Annotated in this window: 20 protein-coding genes; 1 reads left to right on the top strand and 19 read right to left on the bottom strand. The window is 38.9% G+C overall.

The window, feature by feature from the left end; genetic code table 11:
- Positions 1 to 44 precede the first annotated feature (44 nt).
- The 18 genes from ACQKMR_RS05985 to ACQKMR_RS05900 form a co-directional block, all read right to left on the bottom strand.
- A complete protein-coding gene (locus tag ACQKMR_RS05985; RefSeq protein WP_427696465.1) occupies positions 45 to 563 on the bottom strand; it encodes a YpoC family protein in 519 nt (172 codons plus the stop codon).
- On the bottom strand, positions 560 to 1,216 hold the full coding sequence (gene nth / locus ACQKMR_RS05980; protein ID WP_427696464.1) for an endonuclease III: 657 nt from the start codon (positions 1,214 to 1,216) through the stop codon (positions 560 to 562). The genes ACQKMR_RS05985 and nth overlap by 4 nt, the downstream gene beginning before the upstream one ends.
- 22 nt (positions 1,217 to 1,238) lie before the next feature.
- Positions 1,239 to 1,934 carry a DnaD domain-containing protein gene (locus ACQKMR_RS05975; RefSeq protein WP_427696463.1) on the bottom strand — a complete coding sequence of 232 codons (696 nt, stop codon included), beginning with the start codon at positions 1,932 to 1,934 and terminating at the stop codon, positions 1,239 to 1,241.
- 114 nt (positions 1,935 to 2,048) lie between these two features.
- On the bottom strand, positions 2,049 to 3,341 hold the full coding sequence (gene asnS, locus ACQKMR_RS05970) for an asparagine--tRNA ligase (protein WP_427696462.1): 1,293 nt from the start codon (positions 3,339 to 3,341) through the stop codon (positions 2,049 to 2,051).
- A 789-nt stretch (positions 3,342 to 4,130) separates the two neighbouring features.
- Entirely contained in the window at positions 4,131 to 5,315 is a 1,185-nt protein-coding gene (locus ACQKMR_RS05965) for a pyridoxal phosphate-dependent aminotransferase (protein ID WP_427696461.1), read from the bottom strand.
- A 19-nt stretch (positions 5,316 to 5,334) separates the two neighbouring features.
- Positions 5,335 to 5,811, bottom strand: coding sequence for a DUF5590 domain-containing protein (locus ACQKMR_RS05960; RefSeq protein WP_427696460.1), 477 nt, complete (start codon positions 5,809 to 5,811; stop codon positions 5,335 to 5,337).
- A 17-nt stretch (positions 5,812 to 5,828) separates the two neighbouring features.
- On the bottom strand, positions 5,829 to 5,999 hold the full coding sequence (locus ACQKMR_RS05955) for a YpmA family protein (protein WP_082527552.1): 171 nt from the start codon (positions 5,997 to 5,999) through the stop codon (positions 5,829 to 5,831).
- A gap of 158 nt (positions 6,000 to 6,157) precedes the next feature.
- Positions 6,158 to 8,938: an ATP-dependent DNA helicase DinG gene (dinG, locus tag ACQKMR_RS05950; RefSeq protein WP_427696459.1), complete on the bottom strand. Its 2,781-nt coding sequence runs from the start codon at positions 8,936 to 8,938 to the stop codon at positions 6,158 to 6,160.
- Positions 8,939 to 9,150: 212 nt separating this feature from the next.
- On the bottom strand, positions 9,151 to 9,534 hold the full coding sequence (gene panD, locus ACQKMR_RS05945; protein WP_427696458.1) for an aspartate 1-decarboxylase: 384 nt from the start codon (positions 9,532 to 9,534) through the stop codon (positions 9,151 to 9,153).
- A 25-nt stretch (positions 9,535 to 9,559) separates the two neighbouring features.
- On the bottom strand, positions 9,560 to 10,408 hold the full coding sequence (panC, locus tag ACQKMR_RS05940; protein ID WP_427696457.1) for a pantoate--beta-alanine ligase: 849 nt from the start codon (positions 10,406 to 10,408) through the stop codon (positions 9,560 to 9,562).
- Positions 10,405 to 11,241, bottom strand: coding sequence for a 3-methyl-2-oxobutanoate hydroxymethyltransferase (gene panB, locus ACQKMR_RS05935; RefSeq protein WP_427696456.1), 837 nt, complete (start codon positions 11,239 to 11,241; stop codon positions 10,405 to 10,407). The genes panC and panB overlap by 4 nt, the downstream gene beginning before the upstream one ends.
- A 348-nt stretch (positions 11,242 to 11,589) precedes the next feature.
- The gene (locus ACQKMR_RS05930) at positions 11,590 to 12,570 is read right to left on the bottom strand and encodes a biotin--[acetyl-CoA-carboxylase] ligase (RefSeq protein ID WP_427696455.1); all 981 of its coding nucleotides are present in this window, start codon (positions 12,568 to 12,570) and stop codon (positions 11,590 to 11,592) included.
- Positions 12,555 to 13,748, bottom strand: a complete 1,194-nt coding sequence (locus ACQKMR_RS05925) for a CCA tRNA nucleotidyltransferase (RefSeq protein ID WP_427696454.1) — start codon at positions 13,746 to 13,748, stop codon at positions 12,555 to 12,557. Before ACQKMR_RS05925 ends, ACQKMR_RS05930 begins: the two co-directional genes overlap by 16 nt.
- A 13-nt stretch (positions 13,749 to 13,761) precedes the next feature.
- A complete protein-coding gene (gene bshA, locus ACQKMR_RS05920; RefSeq protein WP_427696453.1) occupies positions 13,762 to 14,901 on the bottom strand; it encodes an N-acetyl-alpha-D-glucosaminyl L-malate synthase BshA in 1,140 nt (379 codons plus the stop codon).
- A 4-nt stretch (positions 14,902 to 14,905) separates the two neighbouring features.
- Positions 14,906 to 15,619: a bacillithiol biosynthesis deacetylase BshB1 gene (gene bshB1 / locus ACQKMR_RS05915; protein WP_427696452.1), complete on the bottom strand. Its 714-nt coding sequence runs from the start codon at positions 15,617 to 15,619 to the stop codon at positions 14,906 to 14,908.
- On the bottom strand, positions 15,603 to 16,028 hold the full coding sequence (locus ACQKMR_RS05910; protein ID WP_427696451.1) for a methylglyoxal synthase: 426 nt from the start codon (positions 16,026 to 16,028) through the stop codon (positions 15,603 to 15,605). Before ACQKMR_RS05910 ends, bshB1 begins: the two co-directional genes overlap by 17 nt.
- Positions 16,029 to 16,045: 17 nt before the next feature.
- Positions 16,046 to 16,846, bottom strand: a complete 801-nt coding sequence (dapB, locus tag ACQKMR_RS05905; protein ID WP_427696450.1) for a 4-hydroxy-tetrahydrodipicolinate reductase — start codon at positions 16,844 to 16,846, stop codon at positions 16,046 to 16,048.
- On the bottom strand, positions 16,839 to 17,198 hold the full coding sequence (locus ACQKMR_RS05900) for a nucleotide pyrophosphohydrolase (RefSeq protein ID WP_427696449.1): 360 nt from the start codon (positions 17,196 to 17,198) through the stop codon (positions 16,839 to 16,841). Before ACQKMR_RS05900 ends, dapB begins: the two co-directional genes overlap by 8 nt.
- A 168-nt stretch (positions 17,199 to 17,366) precedes the next feature.
- Between ACQKMR_RS05900 and ACQKMR_RS05895 the strand changes: the two genes are divergently transcribed.
- Positions 17,367 to 18,239, top strand: coding sequence for a YitT family protein (locus ACQKMR_RS05895; protein WP_427696448.1), 873 nt, complete (start codon positions 17,367 to 17,369; stop codon positions 18,237 to 18,239).
- A gap of 133 nt (positions 18,240 to 18,372) precedes the next feature.
- On the opposite strand, the gene ACQKMR_RS05890 is transcribed toward ACQKMR_RS05895, so the two are convergent.
- Complete coding sequence (locus ACQKMR_RS05890; RefSeq protein ID WP_427696447.1) at positions 18,373 to 19,047, bottom strand: zinc metallopeptidase; 675 nt, start codon at positions 19,045 to 19,047, stop codon at positions 18,373 to 18,375.
- Between the last annotated feature and the right edge of the window lie 3 nt (positions 19,048 to 19,050).

The raw sequence follows: 19,050 nt of genomic DNA, 5'->3' as shown, positions 1-19,050 counted from the left end.
TAAAAAAACGTCTAAGCTTTGAGCTTAGACGTTTTTTATCGTTCTTATTTTTTCATTCTAGACTTTACATATTGTTTTTCAAATTCCCGAAACAATACACTGAGCTGCCTATACGAATGAAAAAAAGCAGGTCTTTCAAGGATAAAAGAAAGCCTTTCAACCAAATTTACTGGAACATTAGTGAAGCCCTTTACATGCCCTTGCCAAGCATTCAATACAACTGGCATTCCATGCATCCAATAGATTGCAGACAAAAATAAACCAATTCCCTGCTTCATAGGTTCCAAAGCCAGTCCCGCTTTTCTCTCTGAAAATAGCAGACCGCATTCAGCTTCGATTTTCTTCCACTTTTCCAGCAGTTCCGGGACATGCCCATATCCATCTTTCCAAGGTAAATAAGACTCTTCTTTATTATAATAAAACAACTCATACGGGAAATTCTCGAGTTGAATCAAACAATTCCACTCATTATAGTCTTCTTTTTCCAAGATGGTTTCCTCATTAGAAAAAAACAAAGGATGTTTTAATTCAGCAGGCACTATTAATGAAAGCAATTGCGTCATTTGACCTCTACCCTTTTCATTCTTTTTTTCCCTTCACGGCACAGCTCTAGAAGCGGGCAGGTTTCACATCTTGGTGACTGGGCCTTGCAATGGTAGCGACCAAAGAATATCAGCCGGTGGTGCGTAACAGACCATTCATCCTTTGGTATCTTGACCATTAATGTTCTCTCAACTTCGAGCACACTGTCCTTCCAGCGGCATATTCCCAGTCGCTTGGAAACACGCTCTACATGTGTATCAACAGCAATCGCTGGCACGTCATACGCGACCGATACGACTACATTAGCCGTCTTTCGGCCTACACCAGGTAATTTAGTAAGCTCATCACGATCCCGTGGAACTTCCCTGTCGTATTCCTCAATCAGCATTCGTGACAACTTTTGGATATTCTTTGCCTTATTACGAAACAACCCGATTGAGCGAATGTCATTTTCCAACTCCTCTAACGGAACACTTATGTAATCCTCAGGAGTTTTATATTTTTGAAAAAGATCCTTAGTAACCTTATTGACTAATACATCCGTACATTGAGCTGATAGGGCAACAGCAATCACCAATTCAAATGGATTGGAATGATTCAGCTCACAATGGGCATCCGGAAACATCTCACCCATTGTATCCAGACAATAGCGAATTTGAGCTTTATTCAGCATGTTCAATCTCCTTTAATTCACATTACTGCTCGAGCCAGTTATAAAATGGTACATCTTTCATTGGTTGTGCTTGCTCTATTTTTCGGTCCTTTTTTTGATGAGCTCTAAATTTTTGGCCTTGCTCCCTTGCTTGTTTCAGGGTTTTTATTCCATTCTTTTTCCACTCAAATAAAATCCGGTCAATGTAACGGAAATTCAATTTACCAGAAATGACAGCTTCCTTAAGAGCTGATTTAATAATTTCCGGTTGATGATCATCTTCCATCCACATTGCCAATGTCTCACATTCAAATGGAGATAATGGGCGCCCGAACTCCTGTTCAAAAATCGTATAAAGACTCTCCCCCGCTTTTTGTACCTCAGCGGATTCAGCCTGTTTCAAAGACTTTAAGAAGCAATCCATCATTTTTTCATAAAGTGGAGCCAGAGAATATTTTTCCTGGCCGATTTCTTGATTACCTTCAACCACCATTTCCACAAATCCTCTTTGAACCAAACGTTGAATTAAAAATAGACATTCAGATTCCTGTAATGTCATTCGTTCTGATAGTTGGGATGGAGCAGGAAAATGATTATCTTTATCGATAAAACTTTGCAATTGAAGTAATAGGACCATTTCTTGTTCATTCAGCCCCATTGTCTTATAGTTAGTCAACAAAAAGGATGGAATCGTTATCGTTCCTTCCTTAAACCACGCATATAAATGTTCTTTATTCATGTATTGTACACCTCTAAACAAGTATAACATGAATACGCGATTCCGAATAAGCTTATAATTTTAACAAAAAACGGTTATCTGTCTAATACGACAAATAACCGCTTTATCATGAAATTATGGATATAATCGATTTAATAGACGAGGGAAAGGAATCGTTTCACGAACGTGTTCCACTCCACTAATCCACGCTACTGTCCGTTCTAAGCCTAATCCAAATCCTGAATGTGGTACAGATCCATATTTTCGTAATTCCATATACCATTTGTAAGCATCTTCGCTCAAGCCATGCTCTGCGATTCTCTGTTCAAGCAGTTCCTGATCATGGATTCGCTCTGAACCGCCAATAATCTCGCCATATCCTTCTGGAGCAATCAAGTCAGCACATAGAACGACTTCTTCTCTGTCAGGAGCTGGCTGCATGTAGAACGGTTTAATTTTTGTCGGATAATGTGTTATGAATACAGGCTTTTCATAACTCTCAGCTATTGCCGTTTCATGCGGAGCTCCAAAATCATCACCCCATTGAATATCTTCAAACCCTTGTTCATGAAGGAATTTAATCGCCTCATCATATGTAATTCTTGGGAAAGGAGCCTTGATCTGTTCAAGCTTCGCTGTGTCACGACCTAAAGTATTCAGCTCAAGCTGACAGTTTTTCAATACAGACTGAATGATAGATGAAACAAATTGTTCCTGGACTTCCAGATTTTCTTTGAATTCGATGAAAGCCATTTCCGGTTCAATCATCCAGAACTCAATTAGATGACGTCTTGTTTTTGATTTTTCTGCACGGAATGTAGGACCAAAAGAAAATACTTTTCCTAATGCCATGGCTGCTGCTTCCATATAAAGCTGTCCGCTTTGTGAAAGGTATGCATCCTCATCGAAGTATTTCGTCGCAAATAATTCACTCGTTCCTTCTGGAGCACTTCCTGTCAAAATCGGTGGATCGACTTTAACAAATCCTTCTTCGTTAAAGAATTCATATGTAGCACGGATGATTTCATTACGGATTTTCATAACCGCATGCTGGCGCTTTGAACGCAACCAAAGATGTCGGTTATCCATTAAAAATTCAGGACCATGTGCTTTAGGAGTAATTGGATAATCAACCGATTCATGAATGACTTCAATATCTTTTACCTGTAATTCAAATCCAAACGGCGAGCGTTCATCCTTCTGAATGACACCTGTAACATACATAGATGTCTCTTGCGTAACCGTTTTCGCACGAGCGAAAACCTCTTCGCCCACATCTGCTTTCACGACCACACCTTGAATGAAACCAGAGCCATCACGGATTTGAAGGAAAGCAATTTTCCCACTGGAACGTTTGCTAGCAAGCCAGCCTCCAATGGTCACTTCTTGATCGACAAATTTACTAGCTTCTTTTATTGTAATTTTCACGGAATTTCCCTCCAAAAATAGCTTAACTTACTAAGGAATTTACTCTACTTATTATACCTATAGCCCACCATACAAGCAAATAAATCACATAAATCAGAGGTTCCAAAACTCTTTTATATTCCGTTTATTCATACTTTTAATGGGAGCTTATTACCCTTGTACTTGTCAGATTACTTATTTACTAACGTATTTGCTGATACAAAATGCAATAGTTATTTTCATTCTTTTGTTTTTTAAAATTTATAGGCTAACCATACAATTAAAAAGGGTTGAATAAATGAACGGTCCAAATAAATGATAATTTATTCTCTTAAAGAAAATCCACCATATAAAATTCATTCCAGAATAATCCTTTACCCTTTCAAGAGCTTCAAAGCCCGTTCTAATTTATGATTTCGCATCTTTAACTCTAGGTTTATAGTATTAACTTTTATTACACCTCATAGAAAAAATTGGCCATTATTTTAATAACTACATAATGTGGAAAAGTTTCCCCAGGCCTTTTTTAAGTCATGGCAACTATCAACATCTCTTCAAATACATATTCGTTTATAATTCTTTAGGTAATTGAACTTCAAACTTAATCTTGAGGGAGCCGGTTACACATAATTTTAATAATCTTTTTACTTATCAATATTTGAATCTACCTCAGCACAATTTATCTAAAACAATTGGTCACATCCTTTTATTAAGGGAACCAAGTACATCCTGTACCACTCAAATATTTATTAAACAAAAAAAACCTGCAGACACCCGGTTTTTCCCGGTTGTTCTGCAGGCTTTAAAAATCTATGCCATTTTTGACTTAACAAATGAATGGATTCTTTCAACCGCTGCTTCAAGCAGTTCCAATGAAGTCGCATAAGATAGTCTGATGTTGTCAGGAGCACCAAAACCTGAACCTGGAATTACTGCTACCTGAGCTTCTTCTAACAATGCAGTAGTAAAATCATCCACATTGCTGTAGCCAGTTAATTCAACCGCACGTTTAACATTCGGGAACAAGTAAAATGCTCCTTGTGGTTTAATGCAGCTAACGCCTGGAATTTCCACTAATTTATCATAAATGGTATTCAATCGACCTTCAAATGCTTGGCGCATTTCTTCCACAGGATCCTGTGAACCTTCATAAGCAGCAATTGCACCGTACTGAGCAGTTGTCGTAGGATTGGATGTGCTGTGGCTAGAAAGGTTTGTCATAGCTTTGATGATGGCCTCATCACCTACTGCATAACCAATTCTCCAGCCTGTCATTGAATGTGATTTAGAAACACCATTGATGATGATTGTTTGCTTTTTCAATTCAGGAGAAATCTCCGCAATCGATGTATGTGATGCATTTCCATAAACCAATTTCTCGTAAATTTCATCGGAAACAATTAAGATGTCATGTGCTATACATACTTCTCCGATAGCCGCTAACTCTTCCCTAGAATAAAGCATACCAGTTGGATTGCTTGGAGAGTTAATGATAACTGCTTTCGTTTTCTCAGTAATTGCTTGTTCCAACTGCTCTTTTGTAATTTTATATTGATTTTCCTCAGTACCTACAACATATACTGGTTTTCCGCCAGCAAGTTTAATTTGTTCTGGATAACTTACCCAATATGGGATTGGAACAATAACTTCATCTTCTTCATCAAGTATCGCTTGAAACAATGTATACAGGGCGTGCTTAGCACCTGAACCCACAATAATTTCAGAAGGCTTGTATTCTAAACCTTGATCACGCTTTAATTTAGCTGCAATCGCCGCTTTTAACTTTGGAAGTCCTGCTGATGGCGTATATTTAGTTTGCCCTTCATTCATCGATTGAAAGGCTGCATCAATAATATGTTGAGGAGTGTTATAGTCTGGTTCACCGGCCCCCAAACCAATTATATCAAGACCTTGAGCTTTAAGTTCTTTTGCTTTTGCTGTGATTGCCAATGTTGTTGATGGCGTTAATGACTGAACCCGGTTAGCTAATTTCATAATAAATTAATCCTCCATTCTAAATGCTTCGATAATACTTGAGCCATTCTCCTGTTTTAAAATCATAATAATCATAATTAAAACGCTCAGATTCATCAAGATATGTTACTTCCCAAAGTGGAACGTTTTTTTCCATACCAAGCTTAACTGAAATGATTTTTTGAGGATTTAGCTTTTCATTAACAATGCTTAAAATCTCTTTTTTTGACTTACCATCTTTATAGTTTTCCACTACAATTTCTTTCTTCTCGTCCTCAGGAAGCCAAACTACTTTTTTGGCACCATTTTCTCCCTTACCTATGATGACAGAATACGAATCCTGCCCATTATAAAGGTAGAAATCTTCCATGGTTTCAAGGCCGCCCTCTTCCTTCGCCTTTTCAAAAGCCTCATTACCAGCCTCTTTTTTAGGCTGCAACGCTTTAATATATGCCCCGCCGACAAATCCGATAAAACAAAGGACTAGGATAGAAGCAATAATCAACCATTTTTTCAAAGCCGCTTTCCCTCTTTCTATGTACGATAAATTGTAAATATCGCTTTTTCTTGATTTTCTGAATCTAATGCAAGTCCGAACATTAAGTCGTCCTTTTTCAACGTCCGATTCAAAGAATCTACAATCTTATACAAATCAGGAGAATTTTGCAACCTGACTGTCGAGATTACTTCAATTTTACTTTCCATGAAAACGCTCCTCCATTTTAACTATAAATTGTCAACAATCACTGGTATGAATAGGATTAGAAGGCTTTACTACCTTTCATATTATAACAGCTTGAAGGTTATTTTTCTTTATTATTTTATAAAAATTCAATTAGATTTATGAATAATCTAAAGATTCTTTAAATCCACTCTTCTATCATTTCCACCATCTCATTAATTGAGGCTTGATGCCAGTCAACGGCCGGGATGGACTTTTGGAATTCTAGACCGTATTTGGCGGTGATAATGCGGCGGTCCAGAACAACTAGAACTCCTCTGTCTTCAGGAGTACGTATCAGCCTCCCGAATCCTTGTCGAAACCTTAGCAAGGCTTCAGGTAAAGAATACGCAGAGAAGGCGTTTCTGCCTTGCTTTTCGAGAAGTTGGCATTTTGCAGCTGTGACCGGCTCATCCGGTGGTGAAAAGGGCAGCCTGACAATGATTAGGCAGGATAAATCCTCTCCTGGAATATCTACACCTTCCCATAGGCTAGTTGTTCCAAATAGCACGGCTTTCTCGAAGTTTTGAAAATTTCTGAGTAACCTCATTCTGCTACCACCAGAAATCCCCTGTGCAAACAAGGTATACTCATCTAGGACCCCTGAGTCTTTGATGGAAAAATAGGTTGCTCTCAGCATCTCATGTGAGGTGAACAAAACCATCATTCTCCCTTTAGCTGCCTGTGCAGCGGCAATTATATGGTTTGCCGCTGCTTCCGAGAACTCCTCAACTGATAAGCAATTAATATCCGGAATATCGTTCGGAACAAGCACCTTCACAAGTTCCTTATAACGAAAAGGCGAAGGAAAACTTGCGGTCTGTATTGGTTCATTATCTAAACCAAGCTGTGCTTTAAAGTACTGAAATGAATCCTTCACCACGAGGGTTGCCGATGTCATGATCACACTTTTCTGGCGTCCAAAATAGGAATCCCACAACCATTTACTTCCTGCAATTGGCTGAACAGTTAATGTCACGCCATGTTGTGGTGCTGTATTTGTATAATCAAGCCAATAAATATTTTCTTCTTGAGGATTGATAAAAAATTCATGTAAGGAATCCCTTGTATCCTGCAAATGTCCAAGCAGCACTTCAATATCATTTAAATAAAATAAAGCATTTTTCCCTAACGAGGCCTCATTATTTAATAAAAGACTCAATCTTTTCTCCAATTCCATGATGATTGATCCTAGCAAGTCTACTAACCGCTCAGCAACCAGAATCGCTTTACTCCATCGATGGTCACTTATCTTAAAGGAAAGACGTTTCGGACTCACTGAATGAGATAGTTTTTCGGCCTGGTTGGAGATGTAATAAAAAAGTTGTTCAAATTCATAGGAAAAATCATTAAGCTTTTGATCTAGGCCATGCGTGGACTTACCTTCAGTTAAGCCGTTGTTTGAGAGCAATTTTTCAAGTTTGTATAATAATTGCTTTTGATCTGTTGTCCCTAGTCTGTTCAGCACCGTCTTCACGGAAATATAATTAAGTCTTCGTCCAAGCTGTTTAGAAGCGGCCTGTTCCAAATGGTGAGCTTCATCAAGAATTAAATACCCTTTTTTTGGAATCAGGGCATCTTCTGTAAGAAGATCAGTCATTAAAAAGGAATGATTAGTAATGATAATATCTGCTTTGCCCGCTGTTCTTTTTGCTCTTTCAAAAAAGTCCAATTCAAGCCATGGTTGTTTTAAACCGACGTATGTAAGCCCGTCACTTTGAAGTCTATTCCAAAAAAGTTGTCCACCGCTTGTGAGGTTTAATTCATCTTTATCTCCTGTTTCCGTTTCAGTTAGCCAAACTAATATTTGCATTTTTGTTATTGCTGTTTCGTAATTATCTTCCTTTTCACGTAATGCCCGTTCAAACTTCGCCAAACTCAAATAATTACTTCTCCCCTTTAGCAACACAGCTTGAAAAGAATAAGGAAGGATTTTTTTCAGCTTAGGAACTTCGTTTTGAAGAAGTTGATCCTGTAACTGAAGCGTATACGTCGAAACGACTACTGGCTTTTGATGTTTCCTCGCAAAATAAACGGCAGGAAGCAAATAGCCTAAGGATTTCCCAATCCCAGTCCCAGCTTCAATGATTGCGTCTTGACTGGATTCGAAGGAATGATGAATCATATTCATCATTTCCAGCTGACCGTTTCTCGCTTCAAAAGCGGGAAACGCATTTTGTAGCATGGCCATTTTCTTCTCATCATCTAGCGGAAATTCTGCTTCTCTGTCTTTATGATCACTTTCTTCGTCGACCTTTTTAAATGCAAGGCCTCTAAATGTAATAAGTTCAGGTGAATGAACTTCTGCTTTTGTAAGTTTGCTTGCAATACAAGCATCTATCAATTCGGAAATTTCACTTTGTAATGAAAAAGATAAGCGGTATAACTGTTTAAGCGTCATCACTGGAAGATTCATGAGCTTTTTTTTCAATTCCAATAATAATAAAGCGGTAGCATATGCATCGCTATCCGCTTGATGAGGCCGAGAATGATCTAGATTTTCTTCTTTGGCCAGCTGATGTAGCTTATATCCATCGGATGTCGGTTTCAAAATTTTTGCTAACTCTACAGTATCAAGTGTGGAACCATAAAAAGGCTCCAATCCACAGCGTACTAATTCTTCCTGTAAAAAAGATAAGTCAAATAGAACATTATGGGCAACAAAACAAGACCCTTCTATAAGCCTGGCAATATTTTCTGCAACATCTTCAAAGTCAGGTGCATTCTTTACCGTCTCGTTGCTTATTCCGGTCAATTCTTCAATAAACAAGGAAATTTCTTGTCCAGGGTGGATGTACGTTGAGTATTCATCTACAATTTGATCATTTTCGATGACTACGCCTGCAAATTGAATAATCCGGTCCCCTTTTTTTGGAGAATTTCCTGTTGTTTCCAAATCAACCACTACATATCGTTGTGTCATGAATTGTACACCTCAAACTTCACTTTCTCCACTTCCTGATGGAATTCTCTTATCTTTTTTATACCATAATAATCGTAATAAAGGAAACACGCAGTTTATTACTTTTTAATTCACTTCAATCCCTGCCTCTTCCTGGTAATACAATTCTGAGCAAATGAAAAGGGCCGGCTCAACATATGCATGATACATGCGCATAAGAGCCGGCCTTTCGCTTACATGATAGTAGCTGCAGGTTCGTGTGAAATCAGTTCAACAATTTGATTATTTTCATTCATAATCGCAACTTTAGGCTGATGTTCACTTAGCTTATCTTCAGCGATCATCACATAAGAAATAATAATCACAATATCATCAGGCTGAACTAGTCTTGCTGCTGCTCCGTTCAAACAAACAACACCACTGCCCCGTTCACCTGCAATTACATACGTTTCAAGGCGTGCACCATTATTATTATTGACGATGGCTACTTTTTCATTCGGCAGAATGCCTACCGCGTCAATAATGTCTTCATCAATTGTAATACTGCCAACATAATTCAAATTGGCTTCAGTAACCCTTGCGCGATGGATTTTTCCATTCATCATTGTTCGAAACATGTAAATTCCCCCTAAGCTTTAGGTGTTATTCTACCGTCAATGTAATATTATCAATTAGCCTTGCATGCTTAAACTTCACGGCCATTGCTATAATGATATTGCCTGATATCGTTTCAATCGGCTTGAGCTCTGGATATTGATAAACCTCAATATAATCTATTATCCCATTTGTACGTGCTTCAACATGTTCCCTTACTAGTGCCGCAATTGTATTAGGATTTCTTTCCCCTTTATTAATCGCCTCTATCGCCTTCAATAAACTTTGATATAATTCTTTTGCTTCTATGCGTTCATGATCTAGAAGGTATACATTTCGGGAGCTCTTTGCTAATCCATCTTCTTCACGAACGGTATCGACAGCAACCAGTTTAATTGGAAAATTAAAGTCCTGGATCAAACCATCTATTACTGCGACTTGCTGGGCATCCTTCTTACCGAAGTAAGCTCTATCTGGAAGAATGATATTAAAGAATTTCGTAAGGACCGTCGCTACACCATCGAAATGGCCTGGTCTTTGTCTACCACATAAACAATCCGTCCTGCTTTGGACGACAACCTTGACTGAAGGCTCTTCACCGTACATTTCATAGACAGTTGGGTAGAAAAGATAATCCACGCCTGCATTGGCTGCGACATTTTCATCACGTTCCAAATCGCGAGGGTATGTTTCAAAGTCCTCATTTGGTCCGAACTGCAACGGATTGACAAAAATACTTAAAACAACGATGTCATTTTCTTTACGTGCGTTTTCTAAAAGGGTGGCATGTCCCTCATGTAAGAAGCCCATTGTCGCTACATAGCCGACACTTTTGTGATTGCTTTTTTCCTTAAGGATTATTTTTTGTAGTTCAGCTGCAGATGTAAAAGTTTTCATTCTTTTCCCCCGTAAAGAGCTGTAAGCTGCTCTTCCTTCATCGTAAAAGTATGCTCTTTCGTTGGAAAATCCTTAGTTTTCACTTCATTTACATAACTTGTAATTGAATTGCGTATTAGTTCATTCGCATTTCCGTATACTTTAACAAATTTTGCAACACGATCAACACCGTAACTGATGACATCGTGATAAACAAGGACTTGACCATCTGTTTCTGCACCCGCCCCAATTCCAATAGTTGGAATTGCTAGGTTTTGTGTGACGAGTTCTCCTACTTGATATGGTACACACTCAAATACTATCGCTATGGCTCCTGCCGCTTCGCATTTTTTAGCATCCTCCACGAGCTGTGCAGCTGCTTCGGCATCTTTGCCCTGTACTTTATAACCGCCAAGCACACCGACTGATTGGGGAGTCAGGCCAAGATGAGCTATTACCGGGATGCCAGCCTTTGTTAATGCTGCAATTTTTTCAACAACGTCATCTGCCCCTTCAACCTTCACAGCATCTGCATGGCCTTCCTGCATGATACGGGCCGCATTTTTAAGTGTTTCATCTAAAGAAAGGTGATAGCTCATGAAGGGCATGTCCGTCACGACAAACGTATCAGGGGCCCCTCGTTTAACTGCTTTTGTATGATGAATCATGTCATTAACCGTAACAGGGATGGTAGAGTCATAACCTAATACAACCATTCCTAAAGAATCGCCAACTAAAATCATGTCGACACCTGATTGTTCGGCTAACTTTGCTGACGGATAATCATATGCCGTAAGCATGACAATTTTCTCCTGATTTTGTTTCATTTTCAAAAAATCTCCGGATAATTTCATTACGTTTCCTCCTTTTTGATGGAGGAGATGAAGACATCAGCGTTAAAAAACTGGTGTGTATACATTCATACGCAAAAAAAAGACTGACTAAATAGAGTATCCGTTTCGTTACAATAAGTGGCAAAAACGCCTCATATTGTCAACTAAACAGCACTGTCCTTTTAGTCAATCTCTTTGATAACATCAGAAGTTTCATCCCTCCGTCCTAGTCCAGTTCTCTGGATCAAGGCAGATTTTCAAATAATTTGGTATTTATGGGGGTGCAGTTCACATGAGATACTGCCCACTTGCATTATATCAAGCCAAATTCAAAAATTCTATTTATTTTTCACAGATTTGACAAAAAATCTACTGAATTTCAATGTCTGCGGAATAAATCGAATGTACGGTTCCCATTCTGTCTTCAAGTAGCAGAACACCAGCATCTGTTATCCCCAATGCTTTTCCGACAATTGTATCATTAACCGTACTCGCTTTAATAAACTGGCCCAGGCTGATGGCATAACTCTCCCATAGACCCTTTATTGGCATAAAGCCTTCTTGTAAATAAAGATCATACAAATTTTCTAAACGAACCAACACACGTTGAATTACCTTTGACCTTGAAACCGTTTCTCCGCTTTCTATGAAAAGAGAAGACGCTTTCTCCTGCAGATCTTCTGGGAAATCTTCTATTTGTTGATTGATATTCATTCCAATTCCGATAATGACAGAATGAATTCTGTCCGATTCTGCCTGCATTTCTGTCAGAATGCCAGTTACTTTCTTTCGATTTATCAAAATATCGTTCGGCCATTTGATTTGAGGTTGTAAATCCGTTATATCCTCTATTGCCTGAACCACGGCAACCGCGGCCAGTAAAGTCAACTGAGGGGCCTCATGGAGTGGAATCTTTGGCCTTAAAATTAGACTCATCCAGATGCCACTGAATTTTGGAGAATGCCAAGATCTCATGAGTCTTCCTTTTCCAGAAACTTGTTCCTCAGCAACAACAAGAGTTCCCTCCTGAACTCCTTCATTTGCAAGTTGGTGGGCAATTTTTTGAGTTGATTCTACAGATTCCTGATAGTGAATCATTTTCCCAAGTTTTTTTGTTTCCAAACCAAGCTGTATCTCGCTTTCTGACACTTTTTCCGGTGTTGAAATAATCCGGTAGCCTTTTTTGCGGACAGCTTCAACATTATAACCTTCACTGCGCAGGTCTTCTATATGCTTCCAGACGGCCGTGCGCGAACAGCCTATATATTCAGCAATTTCTTGACCGGATATAAATGCACCATTCGCCTTTGAAAGGGCTTCCATCAGCTTTGTTCTTAAATCAGATTGCATTTCTCCAGCCACCTCTTAATTTCATCTTTTTCATTTCTTAATTCAGCATTCAAAACAGCTTTCAAAACCAATTCCAAGTATTCTTTCACCCATGGACCCGGTCTTTCTTGACGCCATTTCAATAAGTCCTTACCCGTTACCGCAAGATCGGACATCTGTTTAAGTATAAGTTCTTTAAATTGTTGATGGATGACCTTCTCCGCATCCTTAACATTTCTTCCTGTTAATACAGCTCGGACTTTAGCTGCTTGGACAGCTTTAATATGACCTGCCTGAAATACTTCGAGAGAAGAATTTTCAAACGGTGGTTCTTTCTTTGCTATCTGAATAATACGTTGGACACTTCTAATTGTTTTCAGGGGCAGTTTCCACTCTCTTAACGCCGCTTCAATATCCTGAGCATTCGTATAAATCATGATAACAGACCATAATTCTGCCGCTTTTAAGTGATGAAGCGGCAGATTTAATAACTTCTCCAAATTTTCTTTTTGATTGGAAAATTGGGGCAAGTATTGGTATAACCCGCTTTCTAGTAAGAGCGAGAGAGCCCTTGTCTTGTAGGCTCCAGCTAAAAGTTTTTCAAATTCAATGAGAATTCTTTCGATTGCAATTTCGCTAAGGATTGGTCCATTCTCTTGAAGTGAATCAAAAGTTTGCTGATCCAGTTCAAAATCAAGCTGGCTGACAAACCTTAATGCCCGCATCATTCTTAAGGCATCCTCATGGAATCTTTCATGGGGATTGCCAACAGTGATAATTCTTTTTTGTAACAAATCACGCTTACCGTTAAATGGATCAATCATATTCCCAGACTTATCCATAGCAATCGCATTCATCGTAAAGTCTCTTCGCTGTAAATCTTCTGTCAAAGACCGGACAAATTGTACGGAATCAGGTCTGCGAAAGTCCGTATACCCGCTTTCCGTTCTAAAAGTCGTAATTTCATACGTACCAGATTCCTCAATTACAAGCACCGTTCCATGTTCGATTCCGATATCTGCTGTTTTAGGAAAGATTCCTTTAATTTCCTGAGGTGTAGCAGAACTAGCGATATCCACATCATTGATGGGCCTGCCAAGAATATAATCTCTTACAGAACCACCCACAAAATAGGCTTCGAATCCTGCTTTTTCAATCAATTCAAGAATGGGCACTGATTTTAAGAATAACTGATCCATCAGCATCCCCTCCTTATTCAATAGAATTAGTTTCAAGCGCTTGAACATATATTGCTTCATACTCTGACATAATGGTATCTGAGTGAAATTTAGTATTGGCCCTTTCTAGAGCAGCCTCAGAAAAACGTTTATGTAAAATCGGGTTGCTTAAAAGTCCGACGGCCTTTTCAGCTACCATTTTGACGTTACCCAATTCACAAATATAGCCAGTTTTTCCGTCAACGATAACCTCTGGAATTCCTCCGACATTCGTTCCTATACAAGGAACACCACATGCCATCGCCTCAAGAAGTACCAGTCCAAAACTTTCTTTTTCTGATAGTAGTAATATTAAATCACTGATTGAATATAATTCGGCAAGGTTGTCCTGCTTACCCAGAAACAAGACCTTTTCATCGATTCCAAGATCTTTAGCCAACTTTAATACCGTTGTTACTTCCGGGCCGTCGCCAACGAGAAGAAGCTTAGCATGTATTTTCTTTTGAGCTAAAAAGAACGCTTGGATAACATCTTTAACCCGCTTGACTGAACGGAAATTCGATACATGAATGATGACTTTTTCATCATCTTGGATTCCGTATTCGTCCCGTAAATATTCTGAATTGGTTTTATGATAATCCCTTTCATCAATAAAATTATAAACGGTTTTGATTTCCTTATTCGGAGAGATTAACTCATGTGTTTGTTGTACGAGCGAATTAGATACACCCGTAACAACATCTGATTGTTCAATCCCAAATTTTATTAAATTGGATAGGGAAGGGTCATGGCCTAGTACAGTAATGTCTGTACCATGAAGAGTCGTGACTATTTTAACTTCATTTCCTGACATCTGCTTTGCAAGAATCGCACAAACAGCATGTGGAATTGCATAATGAACATGGAGAATATCAAGTTTTTCCCGCTTCACTACTTCCGCTATCTTGCTCGCAAGCGCAAGGTCATACGGTGGATATTGAAAAACAGAATAAGAGTTGACTTCCACTTGGTGATAATAAATATTATGGTACATCTTATTTAGGCGGAATGGGAGGCTTGAAGAAATGAAATGAATTTCATGTCCTTTTTCTGCAAGCATTTTGCCTAATTCAGTTGCAACAACACCCGAACCTCCTACTGTAGGGTAGCAGGTAATTCCAATTTTTAATTTCATAAGATTATTTTTCCCCTAACAAACCGGCTTCGATCAGCAACGGTTTTTTTGACATAAATCCTTCCGCATATGCGACACCCACTTCTTTGCCGAACATCCTTTCCCTCGCTTCAACTGTCTCGATATATCCATTCACAAGCGGTGTCTCCACTGTTGTATTACTTTTATCAAATTGACTTTCATATGCTCTAAGACTGTCCAATTTTTCCGATATATAAGATGTAATGTCAACGACAAAGTCAGGTTTGTGAAAACCATTTATCATAAAATAGTACATATTTTGGACACGATGAGCTTCAAGACCATCTTCCTCCATATACTTTCTAACCCCCGCCGAAAAAACTGCTTCTTCCACTAATTTTGCACAATTCCCATGATCAGGATGACGATCTTCCAAAAAAGGGGCAAATACAAGTGTAGGTTTATATTTGCGAATAACAGTTATTATTTGATTAATGTATTCTTCTTTCATATATAAACCACGGTCGGGTAAATCTAGGGTTATTCTCTCAACTCCTAGGATTTCCGCGGCCTTACCTGCTTCCTTTTGCCGTAAAAGAACGGTACCGTTGGATGACATTTCGGCTTTTGTCAAATCACAAATAACGATGTTCTTACCTTGTTGCGCATATTTAGCAATCGTACCACCCATACCAATTTCAACATCATCCGCATGTGCCCCGAAAGCGAGGATATCAATATTACTTTTGTTTGTCATTTATCTCACCTTGTTTTTTTCGTAGTTTAAGCCAGTCCATATATCCATGTTTCAAACCTTGAATTAGCACTTCTGCCGTACCCATATTTGTGGCCAATGGAATTTCATAGACATCGGAGAGCCGTATAAGTGCAGATACATCCGGTTCATGTGGCTGCGATGTTAATGGATCTCTGAAAAATAGGACCATATCCATTTCACCACGGGCAATCATTGCCCCGATTTCCTGGTCTCCACCTAAAGGCCCCGAATGGAAACGATGGACAGGCAATGATACTTCTTCCATAATTCGTTTCCCTGTTGTACCAGTAGCATATAACTCATGTTGTTGAAATACAGCTTTATAGGCTGTTACAAATTGTATGATATCTTCTTTTTTCTTATCATGGGCAATTAAGGCAATTTTCATCGTAATCCTCCTAATCCCTACTCGATAATATTTTCTAGGCCGTATACAAGTACATCTAACTTCATGACTGAATCAACAGCAAGTTTAACTCCTGTCATAAAGGAGGCGCGATTAAATGAATCATGGCGAACCGTCAATAGCTCTCCATCACTTCCGAAAAGGACCTGTTGATGAGCAACAAGGCCCGGTAGACGAACACTATGGATATGCATACCATCTATATTTGCTCCTCGAGCCCCTTGAATGGTTTCTTTCTCATTCGGATGACCCTGTTGTTTTGTCTCACGTACTGCAGCTATCATATCTGCTGTTTTAGCAGCTGTACCTGAAGGGGCATCCAATTTTTGATCATGATGCATTTCAATGATTTCTACATTTGGGAAGTACTTTGCAGCCATTTGTGAGAATTTCATCATCAAGATAGCCCCAATTGCAAAGTTTGGAGCGATAATGCATCCAATACCTTTTTCCTTAGTTAACAAATCCAACTTTGCTAAATCTTCCTTTGTAAATCCTGTTGTTCCTACAACAGGACGAATTCCATGATTCAGTGCAGTTTCTGTATGATACATTCCTACTTCAGGTGTAGTTAGGTCAATCAATACGTCTGCATTTACAGCCGAGAAGCATTCATTAATATCGGAAAAAACAGGTGCTTCAATTCCTTGAAAACCATCAATATTTGAGAGGCTATCCCCGTTATATTTACGATCTATAACAGCTGCTAATTCAAACCCTTCTGTTCTATGTACTAACTTAACCGCTTCATTACCCATTCTGCCACGAGGTCCAGCTACAATCACTCTTACTTTACTCATCCTTTACTTCCCCCTCTACACTCTCATCTTTTTTTGTCCATCTGTCTTTATCACGTGTTGCAAACTTATGCATGACCGTATCGTGCGAGCTTTGAAGGTCAATACCAAGTGAATTAGCAAAACAAATTAACACAAATAGCATGTCACCCATTTCCTCTTCAACTGTATTCTCAATTTCAGTTGATTTCTTAGGTTTTTCACCATGGTAATGATTGACTTCCCTAGCCAGTTCACCAAGCTCCTCTGACAAGCGTGCTAGCATAGCCAAAGGGCTGAAATATCCTTCTTTGAATTGTCCTATGTATTGGTCGACTTCTGCTTGCATTTGTTGGATCGTCTTTTGCTTTTCCATTTAGTCACCCATTCTTGATTTTCGTTAATAAACATTATACCTTCTTTATGTTAGCTAAAAGTGAATCAGATGACAACAGATACGTTCGGTAACAACAATTGCCCATAGTTGGTTAATTAGTTATAATAAGTAAATTAACCGCATTCAAACGTTTTGGAGGTAAAAGACATGCTTTTCGGCTTAAAATTGAAAAACACTATATTTATCCTTTTTGGAGCTGGAATCTTCGCATTTGGCCTCGTACATTTTAACATGCAAAATAACTTGGCAGAAGGCGGTTTCACTGGTCTCACCTTGATTATATATCAACTTATTGGGATAAATCCTTCTTATTCTAATTTGGTTTTAAATATCCCCTTATTCTTAATAGGGTGGAAATATTTAGGGCGGACTTCTTTTTTTTATACAATCATTGGAACAGTTGGTTTATCCGTTTGGCTATGGGTATTCGAAAGATATCAAATCGAAATAAATCTCGGGAATGATTTGATGCTGGTGGCATTGTTTGCCGGGGTCTTTGTTGGTGTTGGGCTAGGTATCATCTTCCGTTATGGCGGGACAACTGGCGGCGTTGATATTATTGCCCGATTTGCCCATCGATATTTAGGAATGGGCATGGGTCGGACCATGTTTATTTTTGATGCCATTGTTATCGGTCTATCCATTCTCACCTACTTGAATTACAGGGAAGCCATGTATACCCTAGTGGCGGTATTCATCGGTGCGCGGGTTATCGACTTTATGCAGGAGGGAGCCTATGCTGCTAGAGGAGCAATGATTATCAGTGAGAAGAATGAGGAAATTGCTGATAAAATCATGAAAGATATGGAGCGAGGAGTAACAGTCTTAAGGGGATACGGATCCTATACAAAAACTGATCGAGAAGTTCTATATTGTGTTGTCGGTAAAAACGAGCTCGTTCGCTTGAAAAATGCCATTACATCAGTGGACCCTCATGCTTTTGTATCTGTAAGTGAAGTGCACGATGTATTAGGTGAAGGCTTTACCCATGATGAGAATAAGAATCCAATCGAACGGTAGTAACCACTGTGAAACCATTACATCATTTTATATATTCCCCGAATAGTGAAGTTTTATAAGTATCTTTAACTATCCTTGGTATATATCGTAAACGTATAAAAAGGACTTCATCATGTGATGAAGTCCTTTTTATTTAATCTTCTTCTCTCATACCTGTATACATAAGCAGAAGTCGAACTAGTTCAAGCACGGCTACAAGTGCCGCAGCAACATACGTCATCGCAGCTGCATTTAATACTTTTTTTGTTTCTCGTTCTTCATCATTACGGATAACTCCTACAGAAACGAGTTGATCCATTGCCCGAGAGGAAGCATTGAACTCCACTGGCAGAGTGATTACTTGAAATAATACTGCTGCTGACATAAATACGATACCCGCTATTAATAAGCCTGGAATTCTGGCTAACACCCCGATTAAAATTAAGATCCAAGATATATTAGAACCGAAGTTAGCGACAGGTACTAACGCATGACGAAAACGTAAGAACGCATAAGCTTCTTTATCTTGAATCGCATGTCCCACTTCATGGGCTGCAACAGCAACGCCGGCAACAGAATGCCCATGATAGTTATCAGTCGATAACCGGACCGTTTTATCTCTTGGGTCGTAATGATCTGAGAGCATTCCAGGTGTTTCTTCGACCCTGACATTATATAGTCCATTTTGATCCAAAATGGCCCTCGCAGTTTCAGCACCATTCATACCAGAAGAAGCCGATACGTTTGAATATTTTTTATACGTACTTTTCACTTTCATTTGTGCATAAATCGGGATTAAAATGATAATCGCCAAATAAATGAAATACATGGT

This window comes from Peribacillus sp. NPDC096540 (assembly GCF_050278525.1).
Classification (GTDB): domain Bacteria; phylum Bacillota; class Bacilli; order Bacillales; family DSM-1321; genus Peribacillus.
The sequence above is the reverse complement of the archived record's forward strand: the minus strand, read 5'-3'. Positions and strand labels throughout refer to the sequence as shown.

Coding starts and splice junctions, on each gene's coding strand:
- ACQKMR_RS05985 (WP_427696465.1), bottom strand. CDS start 563: ATGACGCAATTGCTTTCATTAATAGTGCCTGCTGAATTAAAACATCCT.
- nth (WP_427696464.1), bottom strand. CDS start 1,216: ATGCTGAATAAAGCTCAAATTCGCTATTGTCTGGATACAATGGGTGAG.
- ACQKMR_RS05975 (WP_427696463.1), bottom strand. CDS start 1,934: ATGAATAAAGAACATTTATATGCGTGGTTTAAGGAAGGAACGATAACG.
- ACQKMR_RS05965 (WP_427696461.1), bottom strand. CDS start 5,315: ATGAAATTAGCTAACCGGGTTCAGTCATTAACGCCATCAACAACATTG.
- ACQKMR_RS05955 (WP_082527552.1), bottom strand. CDS start 5,999: ATGGAAAGTAAAATTGAAGTAATCTCGACAGTCAGGTTGCAAAATTCT.
- dinG (WP_427696459.1), bottom strand. CDS start 8,938: ATGACACAACGATATGTAGTGGTTGATTTGGAAACAACAGGAAATTCT.
- panD (WP_427696458.1), bottom strand. CDS start 9,534: ATGTTTCGAACAATGATGAATGGAAAAATCCATCGCGCAAGGGTTACT.
- panC (WP_427696457.1), bottom strand. CDS start 10,408: ATGAAAACTTTTACATCTGCAGCTGAACTACAAAAAATAATCCTTAAG.
- panB (WP_427696456.1), bottom strand. CDS start 11,241: ATGAAATTATCCGGAGATTTTTTGAAAATGAAACAAAATCAGGAGAAA.
- ACQKMR_RS05930 (WP_427696455.1), bottom strand. CDS start 12,570: ATGCAATCTGATTTAAGAACAAAGCTGATGGAAGCCCTTTCAAAGGCG.
- ACQKMR_RS05925 (WP_427696454.1), bottom strand. CDS start 13,748: ATGGATCAGTTATTCTTAAAATCAGTGCCCATTCTTGAATTGATTGAA.
- bshA (WP_427696453.1), bottom strand. CDS start 14,901: ATGAAATTAAAAATTGGAATTACCTGCTACCCTACAGTAGGAGGTTCG.
- bshB1 (WP_427696452.1), bottom strand. CDS start 15,619: ATGACAAACAAAAGTAATATTGATATCCTCGCTTTCGGGGCACATGCG.
- ACQKMR_RS05910 (WP_427696451.1), bottom strand. CDS start 16,028: ATGAAAATTGCCTTAATTGCCCATGATAAGAAAAAAGAAGATATCATA.
- dapB (WP_427696450.1), bottom strand. CDS start 16,846: ATGAGTAAAGTAAGAGTGATTGTAGCTGGACCTCGTGGCAGAATGGGT.
- ACQKMR_RS05900 (WP_427696449.1), bottom strand. CDS start 17,198: ATGGAAAAGCAAAAGACGATCCAACAAATGCAAGCAGAAGTCGACCAA.
- ACQKMR_RS05895 (WP_427696448.1), top strand. CDS start 17,367: ATGCTTTTCGGCTTAAAATTGAAAAACACTATATTTATCCTTTTTGGA.
- ACQKMR_RS05890 (WP_427696447.1), bottom strand. CDS start 19,047: ATGTATTTCATTTATTTGGCGATTATCATTTTAATCCCGATTTATGCA.